At 58.0% G+C, this 22,221-nt stretch carries 19 protein-coding genes, 1 other RNA gene and 1 pseudogene; 12 read left to right on the top strand and 9 right to left on the bottom strand.

Annotated features, from left to right (window positions below):
- From CLM58_RS17330 to CLM58_RS06110, 4 genes and pseudogenes are all read right to left on the bottom strand, one after another.
- Positions 1-174 (bottom strand): annotated as a pseudogene (locus CLM58_RS17330) (ABC transporter permease); the annotation flags it as partial.
- Between the two features lie 3 nt (positions 175-177).
- The gene (locus tag CLM58_RS06120) at positions 178-1,260 is read right to left on the bottom strand and encodes a microcin C ABC transporter permease YejB (RefSeq protein ID WP_095595046.1); all 1,083 of its coding nucleotides are present in this window, start codon (positions 1,258-1,260) and stop codon (positions 178-180) included.
- A 22-nt stretch (positions 1,261-1,282) separates the two neighbouring features.
- Positions 1,283-3,187, bottom strand: a complete 1,905-nt coding sequence (locus CLM58_RS06115) for an extracellular solute-binding protein (protein ID WP_095595045.1) — start codon at positions 3,185-3,187, stop codon at positions 1,283-1,285.
- A 153-nt stretch (positions 3,188-3,340) separates the two neighbouring features.
- Positions 3,341-3,859, bottom strand: a complete 519-nt coding sequence (locus CLM58_RS06110) for a c-type cytochrome (protein WP_095595044.1) — start codon at positions 3,857-3,859, stop codon at positions 3,341-3,343.
- 109 nt (positions 3,860-3,968) lie between these two features.
- Here CLM58_RS06110 and CLM58_RS06105 point away from each other — a divergent pair, with 109 nt between their 5' ends.
- Positions 3,969-4,799 (top strand): prephenate dehydratase, encoded by an 831-nt coding sequence (locus CLM58_RS06105; protein WP_095595220.1) that lies wholly within the window; start codon positions 3,969-3,971, stop codon positions 4,797-4,799.
- Positions 4,800-4,805: 6 nt separating this feature from the next.
- Here CLM58_RS06105 and CLM58_RS06100 read toward each other — a convergent pair whose 3' ends face one another.
- Positions 4,806-5,270, bottom strand: coding sequence for an SRPBCC family protein (locus CLM58_RS06100; protein ID WP_095595043.1), 465 nt, complete (start codon positions 5,268-5,270; stop codon positions 4,806-4,808).
- Between the two features lie 44 nt (positions 5,271-5,314).
- Entirely contained in the window at positions 5,315-6,289 is a 975-nt protein-coding gene (gene nudC / locus CLM58_RS06095) for an NAD(+) diphosphatase (RefSeq protein ID WP_095595042.1), read from the bottom strand.
- A gap of 157 nt (positions 6,290-6,446) precedes the next feature.
- Between nudC and CLM58_RS06090 the strand changes: the two genes are divergently transcribed.
- From CLM58_RS06090 to CLM58_RS06080, 3 genes are all read left to right on the top strand, one after another.
- A complete protein-coding gene (locus tag CLM58_RS06090) occupies positions 6,447-8,426 on the top strand; it encodes a bifunctional 2',3'-cyclic-nucleotide 2'-phosphodiesterase/3'-nucleotidase (protein ID WP_095595041.1) in 1,980 nt (659 codons plus the stop codon).
- 172 nt (positions 8,427-8,598) lie between these two features.
- Positions 8,599-8,695: signal recognition particle sRNA small type (gene ffs, locus CLM58_RS06085), an RNA gene on the top strand.
- 31 nt (positions 8,696-8,726) lie between these two features.
- Positions 8,727-9,200 carry a hypothetical protein gene (locus CLM58_RS06080; RefSeq protein WP_095595040.1) on the top strand — a complete coding sequence of 158 codons (474 nt, stop codon included), beginning with the start codon at positions 8,727-8,729 and terminating at the stop codon, positions 9,198-9,200.
- Here CLM58_RS06080 and CLM58_RS06075 read toward each other — a convergent pair.
- On the bottom strand, positions 9,197-9,787 hold the full coding sequence (locus tag CLM58_RS06075) for a DUF6151 family protein (protein WP_143226530.1): 591 nt from the start codon (positions 9,785-9,787) through the stop codon (positions 9,197-9,199). The two genes, CLM58_RS06080 and CLM58_RS06075, sit on opposite strands and share 4 nt — an antisense overlap.
- Before the next feature lie 150 nt (positions 9,788-9,937).
- Between CLM58_RS06075 and CLM58_RS06070 the strand changes: the two genes are divergently transcribed.
- Genes CLM58_RS06070 through recR form a run of 3 tightly spaced genes read left to right on the top strand, consistent with a single transcriptional unit; the run spans position 9,938 to position 12,669 of the window.
- Positions 9,938-11,713 carry a DNA polymerase III subunit gamma/tau gene (locus tag CLM58_RS06070; RefSeq protein WP_095595038.1) on the top strand — a complete coding sequence of 592 codons (1,776 nt, stop codon included), beginning with the start codon at positions 9,938-9,940 and terminating at the stop codon, positions 11,711-11,713.
- A 12-nt stretch (positions 11,714-11,725) separates the two neighbouring features.
- Positions 11,726-12,070 carry a YbaB/EbfC family nucleoid-associated protein gene (locus CLM58_RS06065; RefSeq protein WP_095595037.1) on the top strand — a complete coding sequence of 115 codons (345 nt, stop codon included), beginning with the start codon at positions 11,726-11,728 and terminating at the stop codon, positions 12,068-12,070.
- 5 nt (positions 12,071-12,075) lie between these two features.
- Positions 12,076-12,669 (top strand): recombination mediator RecR, encoded by a 594-nt coding sequence (gene recR / locus CLM58_RS06060; RefSeq protein ID WP_095595036.1) that lies wholly within the window; start codon positions 12,076-12,078, stop codon positions 12,667-12,669.
- Between the two features lie 55 nt (positions 12,670-12,724).
- On the opposite strand, the gene CLM58_RS06055 is transcribed toward recR, so the two are convergent.
- Positions 12,725-13,768, bottom strand: coding sequence for a YeeE/YedE family protein (locus CLM58_RS06055; protein WP_095595035.1), 1,044 nt, complete (start codon positions 13,766-13,768; stop codon positions 12,725-12,727).
- A 206-nt stretch (positions 13,769-13,974) separates the two neighbouring features.
- The gene (locus tag CLM58_RS06050; RefSeq protein WP_229666153.1) at positions 13,975-14,424 is read right to left on the bottom strand and encodes a DUF1489 family protein; all 450 of its coding nucleotides are present in this window, start codon (positions 14,422-14,424) and stop codon (positions 13,975-13,977) included.
- Between the two features lie 108 nt (positions 14,425-14,532).
- Between CLM58_RS06050 and CLM58_RS06045 the strand changes: the two genes are divergently transcribed.
- The 5 genes from CLM58_RS06045 (at position 14,533) to CLM58_RS06025 (ending at position 22,180) form a co-directional block, all read left to right on the top strand.
- Entirely contained in the window at positions 14,533-16,797 is a 2,265-nt protein-coding gene (locus tag CLM58_RS06045; protein WP_095595218.1) for an adenosylcobalamin-dependent ribonucleoside-diphosphate reductase, read from the top strand.
- A 146-nt stretch (positions 16,798-16,943) separates the two neighbouring features.
- Positions 16,944-17,753: a division plane positioning ATPase MipZ gene (locus tag CLM58_RS06040; protein ID WP_095595034.1), complete on the top strand. Its 810-nt coding sequence runs from the start codon at positions 16,944-16,946 to the stop codon at positions 17,751-17,753.
- Positions 17,754-17,922: 169 nt separating this feature from the next.
- Entirely contained in the window at positions 17,923-20,736 is a 2,814-nt protein-coding gene (locus tag CLM58_RS06035) for a xanthine dehydrogenase family protein molybdopterin-binding subunit (RefSeq protein ID WP_158221863.1), read from the top strand.
- Positions 20,733-21,245: a (2Fe-2S)-binding protein gene (locus tag CLM58_RS06030; protein ID WP_095595032.1), complete on the top strand. Its 513-nt coding sequence runs from the start codon at positions 20,733-20,735 to the stop codon at positions 21,243-21,245. Before CLM58_RS06035 ends, CLM58_RS06030 begins: the two co-directional genes overlap by 4 nt.
- Positions 21,242-22,180, top strand: coding sequence for a hypothetical protein (locus CLM58_RS06025; RefSeq protein ID WP_095595031.1), 939 nt, complete (start codon positions 21,242-21,244; stop codon positions 22,178-22,180). The genes CLM58_RS06030 and CLM58_RS06025 overlap by 4 nt, the downstream gene beginning before the upstream one ends.
- Positions 22,181-22,221: the final 41 nt, after the last annotated feature.

Here is a 22,221-nt window from a genome sequence, read left to right as displayed (position 1 = left end):
CGGATAGAACCGTTCGCCCTGATAGGTCACCATGATCGGGCGGTCATTCGCGATCAGCTCTGCAAACAAGGACAGCCCGAACAGCAGCCCAAAGATTATCAGCGACCACAAGGCCCGACGGTTGCGCTTGAAGTTTCGCCAGCGGCGTTGATTGAGCGGGGAAAGCTTGAACATCTGTCAGGTCTCCCGGCTTTCAAAGTCGATGCGGGGATCGACGAAGACATACATCAGGTCCGACAGGATACCGACAACAAGGCCGATCAGACCAAAGACGAAAAGCGTTCCGAAGATCACGGGATAATCGCGGGCCACGGCGGCCTCGAACCCCAGACGGCCAAGGCCATCCAGCGAGAAAATCGTCTCGATGATGATCGATGCGCCGAAGAAGACGCCAACGAAAAGGCTGGGGAAGCCCGCGATCACGATCAGCATCGCGTTGCGGAAAACATGGCCGTACAGCACCCGGCGTTCCGGCAGGCCTTTGGCGCGGGCGGTGATGACATACTGCTTCTTGATCTCATCCAGAAACGAGTTCTTCGTCAGCAGGGTCAGTGTTGCAAAACTTGAAATGGTCGAGGCCACCACCGGCAGCGTGATGTGCCAGAAATAGTCGCCGACTTTGCCCAGCACCGACAGGTCATCCCAATTATCCGACGTCAGACCCCTTAGCGGGAACCATTGGAAATATGACCCACCGGCAAACAGAACCAACAACAGAACCGCGAACAAGAAGCCTGGAATGGCATAGGCGACGATGATCATCCCGCTGGTCCACGTATCAAACGCACTGCCGTCTTTCACGGCCTTGCGGATACCAAGCGGGATCGACACCAGATAAGCGATCAACGTCGACCACAGGCCAAGGGTGATCGAAACCGGCATCTTCTCGATGATCAGGTCTTTCACACTGATCGACCGGAAATAGCTGTCGCCGAAATCGAACCGCAGATAGTCGCCCATCATGATCAGGAAACGTTGCAGCGGCGGCTTGTCGAAGCCGAATTCCTTTTCCAGTTCTTCGATGAAATCTGGCGGCAGACCGCGCGCGCCCAGATATCCCTCTTCCTCTCCGCCACCACCGGCGCCGGCATCGGCACCACCGGCAATGCCTTCGAACACATCGCCAGAGCCTTCAAGCTGCGCGATGATCTGTTCGATCGGTCCACCGGGGACGAATTGGGTCAGCGAAAAATTGATGACCATGATCCCGAACAAGGTCGGAATGATCAGCAACAATCGCCGAAGGATATAGGCGCCCATCTGTGCCCTGCCCTGCTTGTTGTTATTTCAAAGCACCAGAGGCTTTGAGCTTTTCTGCTTTTTCAGCGTTGTACCACCAGAAGTCGAGGTTGCCCAAGGCAAAAGGCGGCAGCGGGTCGGGGTATTCGTACATGTCGTAATAGGCGACCGTATGGGCATTCTTGTTCCACTGAGGAATCCAAGGACGCATGGCCCGCAACACGCGATCCAGTGCCGAGATGGCCGTGTTCATTTCTTCCTGAGTGGTTGCGTTGATGATTTCCTCGATCAGGGCATCCACCGCAGGGTCCGCGAGCCCCGCCTTGTTAAAGGTCGAAGAGTCAGCGGTTTCCGAGCCATAGTACTGACGCAGTTCAGTGCCCGGAATATACGAGGTCGACATGAACCCGGTGACGATATCAAAGTCATATGCTGGGGGACGCTCGCGGTTGGTCATCTGGGCGTTGTCGATAAACTCGTGCTCGGCGGCCACACCAAGACGCTTCAGGTTTTCGACAAGCGGGTTGATCAGGCGGTTGAAGGTCTGGCTGTCATTCAGGAAGGACACTTCCAGCAACTCGCCTTTCGCATTGCGACGCATCCCATCGTCACCGACGATCCAACCCGCCTCGTCCAACAGGGCCGACGCCGTGCGCAGCGCCTTTCGATCCAACTGTCGAGAGGAAGACGACACATGCTGCGACACGGGCTCGTCCGTCAGAACGCCCTCGGGCAACATGTCCTTCAAAGGTTCAAGCAAAGCCAACTCGGCCGCACTTGGGGTGCCGGTTGCTGCCAAAGTCGAGTTATCCCAGAAAGAATTCACCCGATCGTAAAGGCCGTAGAAAAGCGTTTCGTTCGACCACTCGAAGTTGAACATCAGACCAATCGCTTCGCGAACCCGTGGGTCCTGAAATTTTTCGCGCCGCAGGTTGAAGATGAACGCCTGACCGGTCGCTTTGCTACCATGCGGGATTTCAGCTTTTACGACCGTGCCATTCTGGACAGAGGGGAAATCGTATGAGGTCGCCCAAATCTTCGAAGATGCCTCATTGCGGAAGGTATAGCTGCCACCTTTGAAACCCTCGAACGCGGCGTTGTAATCCGCGTAATACTCGATCCGGATGCGGTCGAAGTTGTTGCGGCCAACCATCAATGGCACGTTTACACCCCAATAGTCGGGGTTGCGGCGGTAAACCAGCGTTTCGCCAATCTCCATCCGGTCCAGAACGTAAGGACCAGACCCCAGCATCGGCGTCAGGCTGCTTTCCTCAAGATCCAAACCGTTTTCGATGTAATGGGCTTTCGAGAACACGGGCAGTCCGCCCACGTCCTGCGGCAGGTCGCGGGTTGGAATGCCTTCATTGAAGGTGAACTTGATCTGGTTGGGGCCCAGAACCTCGGCCGCTTTCACTTTCTTTGAAAGCTGCGCACGGAAGCTGTTCAGCCCTTTGGTCAAAAATGTCTCATAGCTGAACCGGACATCTTCAGCGGTAACCGGTGAGCCATCCGAAAACTTTGCTTCGGGGCGGATGTTGAAAATAACCCAAGACCGGTCCTCTGGGTACTCAAGGCTTTCTGCCAGAAGCCCATAGGACGACCCGATCTCATCAGAGGTGTCTGACAGAAGAGATTCGAAGAAAACAGAGGCCAGACCACCCGAGCGCCCCTTGATTGAGTAAGGGTTCATCGAATCAAAAGATCCAAAGGCCCATACCGAAATCTCTCCGCCTTTCGGGGCGTCGGGGTTGACGTAATCCAGATGCGGGTAATCCGCCGGGTATTTCAATTGGCCGAATGTCGAGATGCCATGCGCGGTGATTGTCTCGGCCCGAATAGCGGGAACCAGAAGCAAAAGCGCCACTAGCGGCGCGACGAGCCATCGCAGGACCAAATCGGTTGCAGACACAGTGCGGGTCGCGGCAATCGCGGTGACGGTCTTCGGCATGAGGTCTCCTCTGGTAAAACCCTCTTTGTCTCAAGCTAGTGCGCAGGACATGGGGGTTTCAAGAAAAGATACGTAAAGCCTATGTGATTAGACCAAAAGAAAAGGCCGCCCCAAGCGGGACGGCCCAATAAATTCTTTGGATCAGGGGCTAGATTAGCCGCCGATGCTTTGCAGATACGCAACCAGGTTGGCACGATCTTCGATTTTCTTCAGACCCGAGAAGCCCATGGTGGTGCCCGGCGCAAATTTCTTCGGGTTTTCCAGGAAAGCGTTCAGGTTGTCCGCGGACCAGACGTCTGCAACAGCAACCAGGCTGCCCGAGTAGCCGTAGCCAGCTGCCGAACCAACCGCACGGTCAACAACACCGAACAGGTGCGGGCCGGTTGCGTTCGCGCCGTCTTCCAGTTTGTGGCAGGCTTTACACTTGCCGAAGACCTTTTCGCCTTTGCCTGCATCAGCGGATGCCAGAACGTCTGCGAAGGCAACTTCGACTTCAGCTTCGCCGCCAGCCGATTCTTCGACTTCAATCTTGTAGCCCTGCGCGTGCTCTTCGCCGCCATGGCCGCCACCAGTGTGGTAGATCAGTTCAGCTGCCCAGCCACCAAGCAGGAACACCAGGAAGGTGCCGCAGAAGCCAAGAACAACTTTGGTCAGGTTCATCGTGTCGAACATGTCGTTTCTTCCATTGAAGCCGAATTTTGCGCGTATCTACAAGCTTCCATCCCCTTTATGCAAGGTGTAGTTACCTCTGCTAAGGGGCTTAATGACGCAGGAAAGACAAATGACCCAAAAAATTGCCTTCCAGGGAGAGCTTGGTGCCTATTCCCATCAGGCCTGTCATGACACCTATCCAGACGCAGAGGCCATCCCCTGCAGAACCTTTGAAGACACGGTAGAAACCGTGCGCAGTGGTAAGGCCGATTTGGCCATGCTGCCGGTCGAAAACACGACTTATGGCCGCGTTGCTGATATCCATCGCCTGCTGCCTGAAAGCGGACTGCACATCGTCGGCGAAACCTTCGTGCGTGTTCATATCAACCTTCTGGGGATTCCAGACAGCAAGCTGGAAGACGTTAAAGAGGCGCATTCGCACCTTGTGTTGCTTCCCCAATGCGCCGGTTTCCTACGCAAACACAACATTGCCGGCCGCGTCAGCCCTGATAACGCGCGCGCTGCCCGCGACGTGGCAGAGTGGAATGACCCCGCACATGCAGCCCTTGCCAGCGAACTGGCGGGCGAGATTTACGGGCTGGATGTACTGGCGCGCCATGTCGAAGACTTCGACAACAACACAACGCGCTTTCTGATTATGGCGCCCGATCTTGACCTGACCCGACGCGGTGAAGGCAAGATGATCACCAGCTTCGTCTTCCGCGTCCGCAACATTCCCGCGGCACTTTACAAGGCGATGGGGGGCTTTGCGACGAATGGCGTGAACATGACCAAGCTTGAAAGCTACATGGTTGGCGGCGCCTTCACGGCCACCCAGTTCTATGCCGATATCGAGGGCCATCCGGACGATCCGAATGTCAAACTGGCATTGGATGAGCTGGCATACTTCACCTCGCACCTGGTGATTCTGGGCGTCTACCCGTCCGACCGTAAGCGCTGAACGCGGCTAGTGGGTTTGCAACTGATGCTCTAGCCCGCGGGCATAATTGGTGACGCTATTCTTGAACCGGCGGTTCAGTGCGGCCTTTGACAGGCGCAATGACTGAAGGAAAACGCGCGCCGTAAAGCTCTTGGGGCGCATCTCGAACTGAAGGAAAAGGCGCGTGTCATTGGCCGAAAGGGCCACAAGCTCAATCGTGACTGTGCCTTGCAACCCATCACTGCGCGATTCCACCACCGCAATCTGCGGCGCTTCAAAATCGGTGATTGTGGCGGTCAATTTTCTGTGGCGCCCACGAAATTTGAAGCCCGCCTGCCAAGTCTGACCAACAGCTTTACCCGGAATGTCATCGACCCGCTCGACTTCCACACCGCGGCGTAACGCAGCACGCTCATAAGTTTCGAAGTCCGTCAGGGCTTCGAACACATCAGCGATCGGGGCTGCGATATCTTCGCGTGTCGAAAACTTCATCTGATTTTTGAAACAATGACCAAGTTACAAGATAACACCGCACCCTATTCGCGCGAAGTTAATTGATCTGCAAGCCAGTTTTGAAGAAGAAAACCGGCGATCGGTCCCCGTCGAACCGGGCGAACAAGGGGGTGCCGGTCTGCAAAGACATCCAGCACCTCTTCCCGCGACAACCAAAGGGCGTCTTCGATTTCATTTGGATCAATCTTAAGATCGGTCGAGACCGCTTCAGCCGCGCATCCGATCATCAAAGAGGAAACGAATGGCCAAGGTTGTGACGCTTCGTAGCGAACGTTTTTCACGTCAACACCCGTCTCCTCGAACACTTCGCGCTTCACCGCTGTTTCCATCGTTTCGCCGGGCTCTACGAATCCAGCTAACAAAGAGTACATACGCTCGGGCCAATCCGGGGATCGGCCTAAAAGAACTGAATTGCCATGGGTTACCAGCATGATCACGACCGGATCGGTCCGAGGGAAATGCTGACCGCCGCAAGCCGGACAGTCGCGCCTCCAACCCGCTTGGGCGACCCTGCTTTCCTGTCCACAGCGCGCGCAGAACCGGTGACTGCTTTGCCATCCCAGAATGGATTTGGCCGTCGCCGCGATTTCTGCATCGCGCGGGGTGAACAGGGGCATGTTTGCGCGCAGGTCGGTAAAGACCTGACCTTCGGGTAGCCCTGAGTGTTGTTGTTCGCTCTTGTCGACAAAGCTGTTTTCTGTCGAATTTTCCTCGGTCGGCTCCCAATTCGACAAATCAATCGCGAAATAAAACTGGGATTGCGCCTCTCCGAGAAACACTGCCGAATCAAATTGATCCTTCACCATTGGGTGAGAGCCCTCGACAAATGCCAAGGGGCGGTGCTCATCCAAGGCGGCACCCATCAGTGGCTTCCCGCGCCACACCAACAGGACATTTGCGCTGTCCCAGCTTTCTTTCAAAGCCGTAGCATCATCCCGAAGCTCTGCGCGCCGGTCCAGCCCATCGCCCTCAAAGGCGAGAAACGCCAATTGTGACATTTTCTATTCCTTACTCATCAAATAGGTCTTCAGACCTCTCCTGAACTCAACCCTAAGTTTATTTGTCGCTAGACAAAATTCCGCCAAAGTATAGAAACATTATCTCCCTGTCCTCTTTCGCGGGTAAGATTGGAGTTGTTGATTCTAGGAGGCCAAGATGACCCGCACTACTGGAAACACCCTAAATCGCCGCCATTTCATGGCCGGCTCAATTTCAGGAGCGTCCTTGATCGCGCTGCACCCTTTCACTGCTAATGCTGCCTCAAATCAGGCGCACCTGCGCATCATGGAGACAACGGACCTGCACGTCCACGTGCATCCGTACGATTATTACTCTGACCGTCCCGTCGATACCGTTGGTCTGGCGCGAACAGCAAGTCACATCCGCACCATCCGCGCAGAGGCGGCGAACTCGTTGCTGCTGGACAATGGCGACTTTCTGCAGGGCAACCCCATGGGCGACTATATCGCTTACGAGCGGGGCATGAAGGAAGGCGACATGCACCCGGTCATCACGGCCATGAACGCGGTCGGCTTTGACGCGACGACCCTTGGGAACCACGAGTTCAACTATGGGCTCGACTTCCTGATGAAATCTTTGGCCGGTGCGAATTTCCCCGTGCTGTCAGCCAATGTGGTGAAAGAAGCCGCTGCCAGTGCCACCAAGGACGTAACCCTTGTTAAGCCCTATGTGCTGCTTGATCGCGAACTGACGGATGGATCCGGCACCAAGCATCGGATCAAGATCGGCCTGATCGGCTTTGTCCCCCCGCAAATCATGAGTTGGGACCGACGTCACCTTGAGGGCAACGTCATCGCCCGTGATATCGTTGCGACCGCCAAAGCCTATGTTCCACAGATGAAAGAGGAAGGCGCGGACATTATTATCGCTTTGTCCCACTCTGGCATCGGCTCGGCCAAGATGACCGACATGATGGAGAATGCCTCCGTCCCGCTGGCCCAGATCGACGGGATCGATGCGATCCTGACCGGTCACAGCCACCTGCCCTTCCCCGGCCCCGCCTTCAAAGACATGGCGGGCGTCGACGCCGAGAAAGGCACGATCCACGGGAAGCCCGCGGTCATGGGCGGCTTTTGGGGTTCGCATCTGGGTGTCATCGACCTGATGCTGACCTACGAGGGCGGCGAATGGCGTGTTCTGGGCCACGAAAGCGCTTTGCGTCCGATTTCCAAGCGGAATGAAGACCGTTCGATCACGGCACTGGTTGATAGCGACGCAGAGGTTCTGGCCTCGGTCCAGAAAGAGCACGACGAAACGCTCGCTTACGTTCGTCGTGCCGTCGGCAAGACCGATACGCCGCTGCACAGCTATTTCGCGCTGGTGGCAGATGACCCGTCGGTCCAGATCGTCTCGATCGCACAGAAATGGTACATCGAACAGATGCTGAAGGGGACAGAGCACGAAGGACTGCCAATCCTGTCTGCCGCTGCGCCCTTCAAGGCGGGTGGTCGTGGTGGGCCAGAGTATTACACCGACGTGCCCGTAGGTGACGTGGCAATCAAGAACGTGGCGGACCTGTACCTTTATCCCAACACCGCCCGCGCAGTTCGCATCACGGGCAAACAGCTGAAGGGTTGGCTGGAACGCTCTGCCGGCATGTTCAACCAGATCGAGGCAGGCAAGCCTGACCAAATACTGCTTAACCCCAGCTTCCCCAGCTACAACTTCGATGTGATCGACGGGGTGCAGTACCAGATTGACCTGACGCAGCCCTCGCGCTTTGCGCCAAAAGGCGAGCTTGTCGATGAGGCCGCCACCCGTATCGTCAACCTGACCTACAACGGGCAACCCGTTACCGATGAGATGGAGTTCATCGTCGCCACGAACAATTATCGTGCAGGCGGCGGCGGGTCCTTCCCCGGTGCGATGGGTGATACTGTGGTGTTCGAAGCCCCAGATACCAACCGCGACGTTATCGTCCGCTATATCGTGGAACAGGGCACAATCAGCCCGCAGGCAGACGCCAACTGGACCTTCGCGCCGATGCCTGGCACCTCGGTTCTTTTCGATACCGGGCCGAAAGCGGCAGACTATGCCGACAAGGTCCCAGGCGTGACCATCGAGCCCGTCGGAGAACAGCCCGATGGGTTCGCGCGTTTCCGAATCCAGCTGTAGGTAAGAGCCCGTATTACCCGTCGGCAGCCCCATCGCGGGCCGCCTTTTTGGCTCTTCCACGTCAGCAGTTGTTGTCAGCGAAATCGGGGCCAAGGCTGCTATGCGCGCACGGCAGGGCTGAATGGCCGCCCCTCTCTTGCGAATCCGGGGCATCGCGCTTATGTAAAGCCTCGAGAGGTTGGCGCGGGCAAACGCCTCGCCAACCCGGTCAGGTCCGGAAGGAAGCAGCCGTAACGAGTCCCGTTTGGGTCGTTGTCCAGCCTCTCACCTAGTCCAGCACGTTTTGGGAGGAGCTGCCGGATGTTTCGAAATCTCTTTTTCGCGACATGCTTTCTGGCCACCCCTGCGGTGGCAGCAGACCCCAGATGGACCTCGACCAACGAACCCGCCGAGCAAAATGGCCAGACCTTTTGCGCCTTGTGGATCGAAGGCGCGCCACTGACGCTGAACTTCTATGCCACGGCCAAATATTCGGCGATCTCTTTGGCGTCAGCCAAATTTCAGGATCTAGCAGACGCTCCGGCGATCGAGTTCTATTTCTCAGGTAACAACTTCTATACCGATCCAGCCAAAACCGTCGACGCAGGGTCCCTGACAGTCTTCGTGACCGAAGCGATGCTGGATGACATCATGAACAACTTTGCGGTCGCTGCAGCCTATGGCGCGCCGTTCAAGATCGGTGTGGACGGGTATGTCGAAACTCTGCCGGTCGACACGGCAGAAACGCCCATCTCTCGCTTCGCCAATTGCCGGGGCCAATTGACAGCTGGCTAGGCCTGATACGCGGCGGATTTGCGCAGTGGATCCAAGGGCACCGTGTCAGAAATTGCCACCCCTTTTTCATCGAAGAACGGGTTTTGCCTGAAACGGAAGGGCAATCCCTGCACCACACGCCACAAAAATTGGAGAACAAACTTCCTAAAAGCGCTACTGCCACTGGGGGCCACGCGCTGATCCTCTGGCAGATGGTCGCAGAACGCATGAAATGTCACCGGCGGCAAATCATCCTGACGGGCGAAATTCGCGACCAAGATGCTGACAAACGGCGGGAACCGCCGGGGTAACGTGTTGCATAGGGGCGTGTCACAGCAGCTGGCGTACCAACGCAACGGCCCTTTCGCGGTCAGGCGCAGATTTCTTAGGTACTCCTTGCCGGATTCGAAAGAGATCATCCACGGCTGAGTTTGCATCAGTTGAACGTAGTCGTTTTGGAACGATCGCTCTGCATCGCCCAAATACGCAGCGAAAGCCCGGCAATGTTTGCACGAACAGGCTAGCCGCACTGAATTCTTCGCGGTCACATCCGCAACCCGCCCTGAAACCTTCCCGCATTTGCACGAAAATTGAACTGTGCCGGACATCTGCGCCTCCATCGGTTTGCCGCATAGAAACAGCGCCTCGTGAATTTGCCAACCATGTTGAGAGGCCGTTCGCGCGAATTTGCTCGGAGTCGCGCTGGACCTCAAAGCCCGCATCTCTTAACGTGCCGAAGACCCAAGATCAGAGGCCTCATGTCCGAAACACCCGACAGCGGTTACCAAGTCCTAGCCCGGAAATACCGGCCCGAGACCTTTGCCGATTTGGTCGGCCAGGAAGCGATGGTCCGCACGCTGAAAAACGCGTTTGAAGCCGACCGGATTGCGCAGGCCTTCATCATGACCGGCATACGCGGTACCGGGAAGACCACGACCGCGCGGATTATTTCCAAAGGCATGAACTGCGTCGGGCCGGATGGAAACGGTGGCCCGACGACCGAACCTTGTGGCGAATGCGAACATTGTGTGGCGATTGCCGAAGGGCGTCATGTCGACGTGATGGAGATGGACGCGGCCTCGCGCACCGGGGTTGGCGATATCCGCGAGATCATCGAGTCGGTGCATTACCGTGCGGCCTCGGCCCGCTATAAGATTTACATCATCGACGAGGTTCACATGCTGTCCACCAGCGCGTTCAACGCGCTGCTGAAGACGCTTGAAGAGCCGCCCGCGCATGTGAAGTTTATCTTCGCGACCACGGAAATCCGCAAAGTGCCGGTGACAGTGCTGTCGCGCTGCCAGCGTTTCGACCTTCGCCGGATCGAACCCGAAGACATGATCGGCCTGATGCGCAAAATCGCAACGGCCGAGGGGGCCGAGATTGCCGATGACGCACTGGCGCTGATCACGCGCGCAGCCGAAGGATCGGCTCGTGATGCGACCTCTTTGCTGGATCAGGCAATTTCGCATGGCGCTGGCGAGACTACGGCGGATCAGGTCCGCGCAATGCTGGGTCTGGCGGACCGGGGCCGGGTACTGGACCTGTTCGATTTGATCATGAAGGGCGATGCGGCTGGTGCCTTGCACGAATTGGCTGCGCAATATGCCGACGGGGCCGACCCGATGGCCGTGCTGCGCGATCTGGCCGAGATCACCCATTGGATTTCCGTCATCAAGATCACCCCAGAGGCTATCGAGGATCCGACGATCAGCCCGGACGAACGGTCTCGTGGGCAGGCGATGGCAGCCGAACTGCCGATGCGCGCGATGACGCGTATGTGGCAGATGTTGTTGAAGGCTTTGGAAGAAGTGGCCCAAGCGCCGAACGCGATGATGGCCGCCGAGATGGCGATCATCCGGCTGACCCATGTGTCGACCTTGCCCTCACCCGAAGAGCTGGTGAAGAAGCTGCAAGATACGCCGCCGCCCCCTGCGCCGAATGGTGGGGGAGGAGGCCGCCCCGGCTTCGCCGGAACGTCCGCGCCTGCGGCGGGCGGGGGGGGCTCGGCTATCGCCTCTCCCCCGGCAGGTGGTGGACCGCGCGCCTCGTCTTCCGGGGCGGTAACAGCTTTAGCCACCGCGACAGAAAATGCTTTGGCCCGCTATGCGCGGTTCGATCAGGTGGTCGAGCTGATCCGCACCAATCGGGACGTGAAGCTTTTGGTCGAGGTGGAAACTTGCCTGCGGTTGGTCAGTTACTCTCCCGGTCGGATCGAGTTCGAACCGACAAATTCGGCGCCACGGGATCTGGCCGCGCGGTTGGGGCAAAAGCTGCAGGGCTGGACCGGAGCCCGTTGGGCTGTGTCGGTCGTGGCGGAAGGCGGTGGCAAGACCATCGCTGAAGAACGCGACGCAGATCGCTTGGCGCTAGAGGCCACTGCAAAGGAACATCCTTTGGTGAAGGCTGTTTTTGATGCCTTTCCGAAGGCGAAGATCACAGATATCAGGACCCCCGAATCCATCGCTTTGGAAGCGGCTGTAGATGCGCTTCCCGAGGTCGAGGATGAATGGGATCCGTTCGAGGAAGACTAAGGAGATACCCCGATGCTGAAGGGTTTGGGCGCGCTTGGCGATATGGCCGGCATGATGAAGAAAGCTCAGGAAATGCAGACCAAGATGGTTGAGCTGCAGGAAGAGCTGAACACGATCACTGTCACCGGAGAAAGCGGCGCAGGTCTGGTAAAGGCCACGGCCACTGCAAAAGGCGAATTGACTGGCCTTGAGATCGATCCGTCGATCTTTGTGCCCTCTGAAAAGGAAGTCGCCGAGGATCTGATCCTTGCCGCGATCAAGGACGCTCAGGAACGCGCGAAAGAGCGTAGCGCCGAAGAGATGCAGAAGCTGACCGGCGAGATGGGTCTGCCGGCGGATATGAAGCTGCCCTTTTAAAGCGCATGAACAGCCCGCGCGACATCGAGATGCTGATCGAGATGATGGCCAAGCTGCCCGGGCTTGGCCCCCGATCGGCGCGTCGCGCGGTACTGCACCTGATCAAAAAACGTGAACTGCTGCTGACGCCGCTGGCCGACGTCATGCAGATCGTCGCCGCCACAGCGCGCGAATGCGTGACTTGCGGCAATATCGGGACCACAGATGAATGCGAGATCTGCCGCGACCCCAAGCGCCAGACCGGCGAGATTTGCGTCGTCGAAGACGTGGCCGACCTTTGGGCCATGGAGCGCGGCGCAGTGTTCAAAGGCCGTTATCATGTTCTGGGCGGCACCCTGTCAGCTTTGGATGGGGTCGGGCCCGAGGATCTGGGCATCCCGCGCCTGATAGCCAGAGTGGATGCCGAAGGCGTGTCAGAGGTGATTCTGGCCCTGAACGCCACCGTCGACGGGCAGACCACAGCGCATTACATTGCCGATCAACTGGAAGACCGGGTCGCGGTCACCTCTTTGGCGCAGGGCGTGCCGATCGGTGGAGAGTTGGACTATCTGGATGACGGAACGATTTCTGCAGCCCTGAAGGCGCGGAAACGGGTATGAGAAAAGCGTTCGCCGTCAGGAACAGCGAACGCTTCAACTTTCAGACTTCTAGCGATCAGGCCGCGACTAGGCGGGGGCCTTGCTCGGTAACGCGTGAAGCAACTGTGGCACCGACAGTAATGCTGGCCAAAGCCAGAAGGGCCGCAATGCTAAGGGTTGCGCTGCCGCTGAGCCCCGCACCGATGGTGCAGCCACCGGCCAGAACACCACCAAAGCCCATCAGAACTGCCCCAAGCGCATAGCGGACCGTTTGGGCCGGGCTTTCGAAGCTTTCCAGTTTCAGCTCTTTACGAACTGCGGCGCTTAGGAAACTGCCCAGAAGAACGCCACCGATCAGGCCTGTGCCGAAACCGGCAGGCAAAGCGGTCGAAGCGATGGTCCAGAACAGGGTTTCGGTCCAAGGCAGGGTGAAGGCCGCAGACTGAACCGCAAGCGGGTCGAACTCGTCAAACAGCAGAACGCTGGTTGTCGCCCAGCCAAAAACTGGAACAAGGCCAATCACGATGCCAAGCGCGACATGCGTCAGCGCGGGACGGTGGCGATAAAACAGAAAGCCTGCCGCCAAAACGGCAAGAGCCGAAGCACTGGCTGTGCCAAACGGAACCTCGGCCAAACTACCAACCGGAAGCTCGGCGGTGATTGCGCCCAACGAGGTCCGCAACGGTGCAAACACACCTTTGAGCGTGGCGTGCGCCACAATGGCAAAAATCACCAGAACCGAAACCGCGCGCAGGTTGCCGGTGGCCGCCAAAACGGTCAGGCGCGAGGCACAACCGCGGGTCAGGATCATACCGACACCGAAGGCAAGGCCGCCTATCAGGATGGCAAGAACCGGCAGACCGGTGTCGAGGTAACGGTGCCCTTCAACGTTTACGAGGCCATTGGCAGAGGCGACCTGAAAACCAACAATCGCAGTCGCAAGGGCTGTAAGCCATACCGCACCCGCTTGACCACGATCGCTCGAATTACGGTCAACGGCACGGCGCAGGCAGAAGCGTGAGATTTGGGCGGCAATCCCCAAAACTACACCCAGTACCAGGGCAAAAATGATCTGTAGCGTGCGGGCTTCGAGGCCCCAGTCATACTGTTCGAGCAACATTTTTCCATTCCTTCCAGTCAGCTGAGGAAATCGGTCCCCTCGCGCGGAATGTCAACGCGTGCCGATTGGGGGAAATTCCTGAAAACTCGCCTCGATTGGGAAAACATTCCAAGAGTCACTAATTCACGAAAATCTCGATATCGGAATGACCCGCACTGCCCTGCGGACTTCCCTAATTTCCCAAAATTTGAGGTTTGGAACCCTGCTCAGCGCAGGCCAATGTCCGATAGAGCCCTGGCTAGCGTCTCGGGCAGCTCCTCTTCGAAGCCGCGAGACGCCGGCAAATCACGCGGTGCATCTTCTGGTGTCAGGTAACGCCAGCCCTGAAAGGCGCGGCGAGGGGCGGGTTCAGTGCGGATAATATCCGGGTCCAAAACGATACCGCAGCGCAGGACGCCATCTTCACCCCGAACCTCGTCAAGCCGCACAACACGCTGGCGGGCTAGAATGACGCCCTTAAAGACCCAGTAAAGGGAGCCTCCGGCCAGCAATTCGGCCTCTTTTTTTGGGCGCATACGGGTCACGTGGACGGGTTGGTCATAAAACCCAGAGGCCATGCGTTGGGCCTGCCAGCGGGTCAGGTCCTCGACCTGTTGCGCGCCGACACAAAGCTTGACCAGATTGATGTGAGCCGAATTTCCCATGCGCCGCAACATAGAGTGGCCCTGACGCGCATCCAACCTAATTGTTGACGAAGATTGTTGCGGCAACCCCGCACCCCGCGTATGGTGAGAAGCCCTGCTAAAATGACCAAGGATCCGTTGATGACACGCTTTGCCGCCCCGATTGCCGAGCAAATTTGGGACATGAAGTACCGCCTGAAAGAGGCTGACGGGACACCCATCGATCTGACGGTCGAGGACAGCTGGCGCCGGATCGCGCGCGCGCTGGCCGAAGTCGAAGCAGAACCCGCGGTCTGGGAAGAACGTTTCTATGCCGCGCTGGAGGATTTCAAATACCTGCCCGCGGGCCGGATCACGGCCGGTGCGGGCACCGATCGCAGCGTGACCCTGTTCAACTGCTTTGTCATGGGGACAGTGCCCGACAGCATGGGCGGAATTTTCGACATGCTGAAAGAAGCCGCCCTGACCATGCAGCAGGGTGGCGGTATCGGTTATGACTTCTCGACAATCCGGCCCAAGGGAGCTTCGGTCACCGGGGTGGCTGCGGATGCCTCGGGCCCGCTGTCGTTCATGGATGTCTGGGATGCGATGTGCCGAACCATCATGTCGGCCGGATCGCGTCGCGGCGCTATGATGGCGACAATGCGCTGTGACCATCCCGATATCGAGGATTTCATTACCGCTAAGGAAGACCCCGCGCGGCTGCGGAATTTCAACGTCTCGGTGCTGGTGACCGATCCGTTCATGGAGGCTGTGAAGGCCGACAAAAGCTGGGATCTGGTGTTTGACGGCAAGGTCTACCACACGGTCGAAGCGCGTGATCTTTGGAACAAGATCATGCGCGGGACCTACGACTATGCCGAACCCGGTGTGATCTTCATCGACCGCATCAACCAGATGAACAACCTGTCCTACTGTGAGGAGATCGCGGCGACGAACCCCTGTGGCGAGCAACCCCTGCCGCCCTATGGGGCGTGCCTGTTGGGCTCGATCAACCTAGCGCGGTTGGTGAAGGACCCATTCGAAGATGGCGCTGATCTGGATGAGGGTCAGCTGGAAGAACTGGTCGCGACAGCCGTGCGGATGATGGACAACGTGGTGGATGCCTCGCGCTTCCCGCTGCCGCAGCAGGCCGAAGAGGCCGCGAACAAGCGGCGGATCGGCTTGGGCGTCACAGGTCTGGCCGATGCGCTTTTGATGGTCGGGCTGCGCTATGGCTCTGAGGAAGCAGCGCGTCAGACCGAACGCTGGTTGCACCGGATCGCCCGCGCTGCCTATCTGGCGTCGGTGCAATTGGCGAAGGAGAAAGGCGCCTTCCCGTTGTTCGATGCCAAGAAGTATCTGGCCACAGGCCATATGCAGCAGATGGATGAAGACGTCCGCGCCGAGATCGCCGAGCATGGTATACGCAACGCGCTGCTGACCTCAATCGCGCCCACCGGGACGATCAGCCTTTATGCTGGAAATGTCAGCTCGGGGATCGAGCCGGTCTTCGCCTATTCCTACACGCGTAAAGTCTTGCAGAAGGATGGCTCGCGCACCGAAGAAGAGGTTGTCGACTATGCCGTGCAGATGTGGCGCGACAAGTTTGGTGACACCCCCCTGCCCGATCATTTCGTGAATGCTCAGACGCTGGCACCGCTGGATCATGTGCGGATGCAGGCAGCTGCGCAGAAGTGGATCGACTCGAGCATTTCCAAGACGATCAACTGCCCCGAGGACATCAGCTTTGAAGCGTTCAAGGACGTCTATATGGAAGCTTGGGACACGGGCTGCAAAGGCTGCACCACCTATCGCCCGAACGATGTGACCGGGTCGGTTCTGACGGTCAGTGAAAGCTCTGAAAAAGTGCCCGAAACTGATAGCGGGGCTGATGTGGTCTATATCAGCGAGCCGCTGGACCGGCCTCAGTCCTTGGAAGGTCACACTTACAAGCTGAAGTGGCCCGACAGCGAACATGCCATCTACATCACCGTCAATGACGTGGTGATGAACGGCAACCGCCGGCCCTTCGAAGTCTTCATCAACTCCAAGAACATGGAGCATTACGCCTGGACAGTGGCCCTGACCCGGATGATTTCGGCCGTGTTCCGTCGCGGAGGCGATGTGTCCTTCGTCGTGGAAGAGTTGAAGGCCGTGTTCGACCCGCGTGGCGGGGCCTGGATGCAGGGCAAATATGTGCCGTCGATCCTGGCCGCAATCGGTGGCGTGATCGAGCGTCACCTCGTCAACATCGGCTTCATCGAAGGGGAAGGCATGGGCCTGAAATCCGACCCACATATCGAAGCACAGGTGGTGGGTGAACGGCCGCGTGGGCCGGCCTGCCCCTCTTGCGGATCCTACGACATGCGCATGATCGAAGGCTGCATGACTTGCGGCAGTTGTGGCCAGTCGAAGTGTGGCTGAAATCCCTCGGTTTTCATTTGTTCGGGGGCGCAGGCGACAAAACCAAGCCTGCCTCTCGACCTTGGCCGACCATTTGCTAAGACATCAGGGACCAAGGGCTGTGCCAGCCCGTAAACCTTTACAAGAACAACAAAAAGGGTGACCCCGTGGCGCATATTATCGTTGTGGGCAATGAAAAGGGCGGCGCAGGGAAATCCACCGTGTCCATGCATATCTCAACGGCGCTTGCGCGGTTGGGCAAACGGGTTGGCGTGCTTGATCTGGACCTGCGGCAGCGCAGTCTTGGGCGCTATATTGAGAACCGCGAGGCCTATTGCCAACGCGAAGGGATAAAACTGCCCACGCCTATCTACATGCCCCTGCCAGAGATCGATAAGTCGAAACTGGAAACTGGTGAGAACCCGTTCGACAAACGCCTTTACAGCGCAATCGAAGAATTGAAGCCGCAGGTAGATTTCCTGCTGATTGATTGCCCCGGCTCGCACACCCGGCTAAGTCAGGTCGCACATTCGCTGGCCGACACCTTGGTGACGCCGATGAACGACAGCTATGTCGATTTCGACCTTCTGGCGCGCATTGATCCTGCTAACGGCAATATCCTTGGCCCGTCCGTTTATTCCGAGATGGTTTGGAACGCGCGTCAGCTGCGCGCCCAGTCGGGCATGAAGCCGATGGACTGGATCGTTTTGCGCAACCGCCTTGGTGCGCAGCACATGCACAATAAGAAGAAGGTCGGGGAATCGCTGTTAAAACTTGCCCGGCGGATCGGGTTCCGCGTGGCCCCCGGCTTCAGCGAGCGGGTCATATTCCGCGAACTGTTCCTGAACGGTCTTACCCTGTTAGACCTGAAAGACGCCGGAATCCGCAGCCTGAACCTGTCCAACGTCGCAGCCCGGCAAGAGCTGCGCGATCTGGTCGGAGAGCTGGAACTGCCGGACATTCGTCCGAAATTCTGATCCACTTGCCCGTTGCCCCTGCGCAACAGCGCCAGCGTTAAACCAACCCGACCTGCATCCCCGCGCACAACTTTTGCGATTTTGTCGCATAGTCGACACCACCTGACGCATGTGCGGGTTAGAGGGGGAAAACGCTGCAGGGAGCGGGTAAAAAATGACATTCACCCAAATGAGCCGTCGTAGATTCTTGAAATCTGCGAGCGGAATGGTCGCCGTGTCAGTTCTGGGTGTCCCGGCATTGGCCAATAGCCGTGGCACGGGACAGGTCGGCACCGATGGGTCCAGTATTCCCGGCATCGCGTCGCAGCGGATCGACGGGTTTGCCAAAGTCGCCGGAAAGAAGGTTTATGCGCGCGACTTCTATGCCCGGGACATGGGCGCGCCGTGGCCGAAAACTCAGAAATACGCAATGTATCTGCGGGCCTTGCACACCGACCAACGCTTTGTGGGGCTGACCAACTTGCCCCCGGCAGCACGGTCCGCAAGGCTGGTCTATGGCGACATGTTAGATCGCTCGTTGTTGAACCCGAACATCCCGATCGACCGCGACCTGCACATGGATGAGAGGATCAGGGAAAGCCTGAGTTCCGGCCCTAGCGACAGCTCTTTTGACCATCCGGACGCTGTTTTGTTCGACCTGATCGTGCAACCCGGAAAAGTTCCGGATTTTCTGGGTCAGGCGGTGGCACTTTTGGTCTTTGACGACGTAGCCAGCTATCGCGAGGCAAAGCGCGCGATGCAATTCAAAGACGCCGATTTTCAGGTCTATGCCGCGCCTGATGGCCCCTTGCCGCCACTGCGCAAGCCGTTTCAGCCCGAGACGACATATGTGAAATTCAACGCCGAAGGCGAAAACTTCAGCTATGCCGCCTTCGACGACGACAAGCGCTATATGGCGGAAGTTGAAAAGGTGCGTCACCAGATCGAGAATCGCCTGTCCAGCATGCCCGATCTGATCAAGCACAACTTCACCTGCGACATGCAGGCGATGGACCCGATGTTCATGGAGCCCGAGGCCGGGCTGGCCTTTCACCACGTCACATCCACTGAAAAGACGCTGCATCTGGTACTGGGCACCCAGTCGCCGGACCATGACGTCGATAGCATCCTGTCCATGTTCAATGACTCGGAAGACGCGCCTTACAAGCTGGATGCGGTTACCCTGACCAGCTGTTATCCCGGTGGTGGGTTCGGTGGGCGTGATAAGTCACCCTTCTCGCTGATGCTGGGTCTGGCTTCAGCCTTTTCCTATGATGAAGATGCCGAAGGTCAGAAAACCTATGTCCCGCTACGCTTGGAATACGATCGTTTCGAACAGTTCCGCGTGGGTCTGAAACGACACGCGGCGACGGGCACGGGGCAAATCGCCTTGACCCCCGACATGAACCTTCAAAACATTGAAATGACGTTGGATTTCGACGGTGGCGGGCGTAAAAACCTCAGCCCATATGTCGCCAATTTGGCGGGGCTTTGCGCGGGCGGGGCCTATACTTGCGACATGGCGAACATCTATGCGCAGGCCTATCATTCGGGAAACATCTCTGGCGGCTCGCAACGTGGCTTCGGCGGACCTCAGGCTTTCTTCGCAATTGAAACAGCGCTGGACGATGTAGCGCGAGAGCTGGATTGGGACCCGATACAGCTACGGCTGGCCAATGTGATACGCGAGGGCGACACGACGGTGGTCGGCGGCCCTATGGATCAAGAGTTGCGCCTGACCGAGATGCTGGAAATCGCCGAAGCACATCCTCTTTGGGCCGACCGCGAGTTGATCAAGCTTGGCTTTGCTGAAGAAGGCAAGGTCTATGGTACCGGACTGGCCATGTCGCTTCAGGCCTATGGCACTTCGGGCGACGGGATGGTCGCGGCGGTGCATATGGCGGCAGACGGCACGTTGTCAGTGGAATCAGATGCGGTCGACATGGGTAACGGATCTGCCACGACCTTGGGCGTGGTGATCGGCGACATCCTTGGGGCCAATGCGCAAAGCGTGGACATGGGGTGCTATACGCTCTTTGGGCAAACCGGCCTGCAGACCAACAGCAACAGCACCGAACGTTGGGCCGACCCGACATGGACGGCCAAGGGCGTGGGCTCTTCTTCGGCTTGCCTGACCGCATTGCATCAAGTGCATGTTGTCCAACAAACCGCACGCGCCTTGTTCGAATTGTCGATCTTGCCAGCGGCTCGAGACCTTTGGGGCCTGCCCGATCTGACCGCCGATGATGTGATGTGGAACAACGGGCTACTGGTTTTGGAAACAACCGAAGCCGACCCTATTCCACTGGCTGATCTGGCCTACTTTATTCACGAAAATGGCCTGCCAACCGGCACCCTTGGTCACGCTTATTTCCAAGGAAGCTGGGCCGAGGCGGACTATGCCCTGCCAACGGGGACCATTCGCCTGCAACTGGACAGCCTAGCAACCTATGGGACCGGCGGTTCGCCACGGCAGCTGTCGCGCTTGAACACGACCGGGCCGGACGCCCATTCTGCACGATATTCACGCACGGTCTGGGCGCCTTGCGTGAATGTGGTCGGCGTGACCGTCGATACAACGAACGGCCACGTGCAGATCGAAAATGTCCTCAGCGTTCTGAATGCAGGTCGCGTGCATGTGCCAGAACTGGTTTCGGGTCAAAGCCAAGGTGGCGTCGCCATGGCGATCAGTTACACGCTGTTAGAGGATATGCCGCCTGGTATGGAGGGCCCCGCCGATGGGACGTGGAACTTGAACAGGTACCACGTGGCCCACGCGATGGACGTGCCATTGAACACGCGCTTCGATCCGCTTGGGCGCGCGCAGGAACTGATCGTTCTGCCCGAAAGCGAAGGCGACAAGAAATCCGGCCGCGGCATTGCCGAGGCGGTGATGTGTTCCATCTCCCCCGCGATTTCAAACGCGCTGAAAGACGCCGTTGGCGTGCGCTACACCTCGTTGCCGATTACACCGCACAAAATCCTGAAAGGACTGAGCAAATGATTACCTTCTCGGTCAACGGAAAGCTGAAGGAAGTCAGCGAAGCCCGCGCGGATGACAAGCTTTTGGACTATCTGCATGATGATCTGAATCTAACCGGCAGCAAACTATGCTGTGGAATCGGTGTTTGCCGGGCCTGCACGGTCGAAGTGTTCAAGCCGCCGTCGAATGCAGCCTCAGCCATAATCAGCTGTAAAACATCTTTGGGCCAGATCAACGGAACCCAAATCACCACAATCGAAGGCGCAACGCCAAAGGACGGGCTGCTGCCAATCCAAGAGGCGTTTCTGAAGAACTTCTCGTTCCAATGCGGGTATTGCGCGCCGGGCTTTGTCATGGCGTCGAAGGTGTTTCTGGATTGGCTGGCAACGCAGACATCCATCACCGAGGAGGCCTTGGATGAGGCCATTCATGATGCCATCGGCGATCATATCTGCCGCTGCACCGGCTATGTCCGGTATTTCGAAGCGCTGAAAGCCACAGCCCAAGCTCAGTTGGAGGCGCAGCAATGAAAAGACTTGCCCTGATCCTGTCCCTGCTGCCTGTCACTGTCTTTGCCGACGACGATCACGCGGACTATGTCAAAGCCTGCTTCAATGCGCTTGGCACAATCCCGGCGTTTTCCTGCGCCGACGGAACCCCGGTTCCCGTCACCCAGAACGGGCAAGAGATCACGTTCGACAATTTCGAACCCGGAATCACCTGTGACCGCCCTGGCCTGCTGCCCAATGACAATGGCGACGTCGGACAATGCATTCCCTATTCGCGCATTCTGGACCTGTCGACCGAGAGCACGCAGGTCGCCGTCATGTGCCGGCAGAAACACATCCGACACGCAGATTCGATGCTGTTCGACGAAATCGACGTCATTGCCCATGACCCCAACACGGGCGCCACCTGCTGGTGGGCCGCAAAACAAGACGACGCGCCGGTGGACGGGTCAGCCGTCCCTTCACCCACCGATGCCGCGGCACCCTTCCCCTGGATCGATCCCGAGGGTCTGGTGTCTGAAGGCTGTGGCAACTGCCACGACAATGATCCTTTTATGTACTCGCCCTTCGTGGGGCAGGTCTGGTCGATCATCCCCGAAAACCCCTTTGGTCCCTATTACCATGTGGACACCGAAAAGGATTGGTTTGCAGATTGGCCGACCGAGGTTATGAACCCGCGTGACAGCACCTGTACGGGCTGCCACCGTATCGGCCTGCACGACACCTGCGGAAACCTGACCGACTGGATGACAGGAACCGCACCTGATGGCGCGGATGAACTGGCACAGCAATTCCCTCTTAGCCACGGCATGCCCCCCAATCACGGGATGACGCGTGAGCAATGGACGACCATTTACGGCCCCGGTGTGGCCACCGTGAAGTCCTGCTGTGAGGACCCTGATCAGCCGATCTGCCGGAAAACACCGTTGCTGGCCTTCCCCAAAACACAAGACTGAGCGTAACAAGAGGCCAACAGTGTCGATGGCCCCTTGCCCCT

It is taken from the genome of Actibacterium pelagium (assembly GCF_002285415.1).
In the GTDB taxonomy this organism is placed as follows: Bacteria; Pseudomonadota; Alphaproteobacteria; order Rhodobacterales; family Rhodobacteraceae; genus Actibacterium_B; species Actibacterium_B pelagium.
This window is presented reverse-complemented; position numbering and strand designations above follow the sequence as displayed.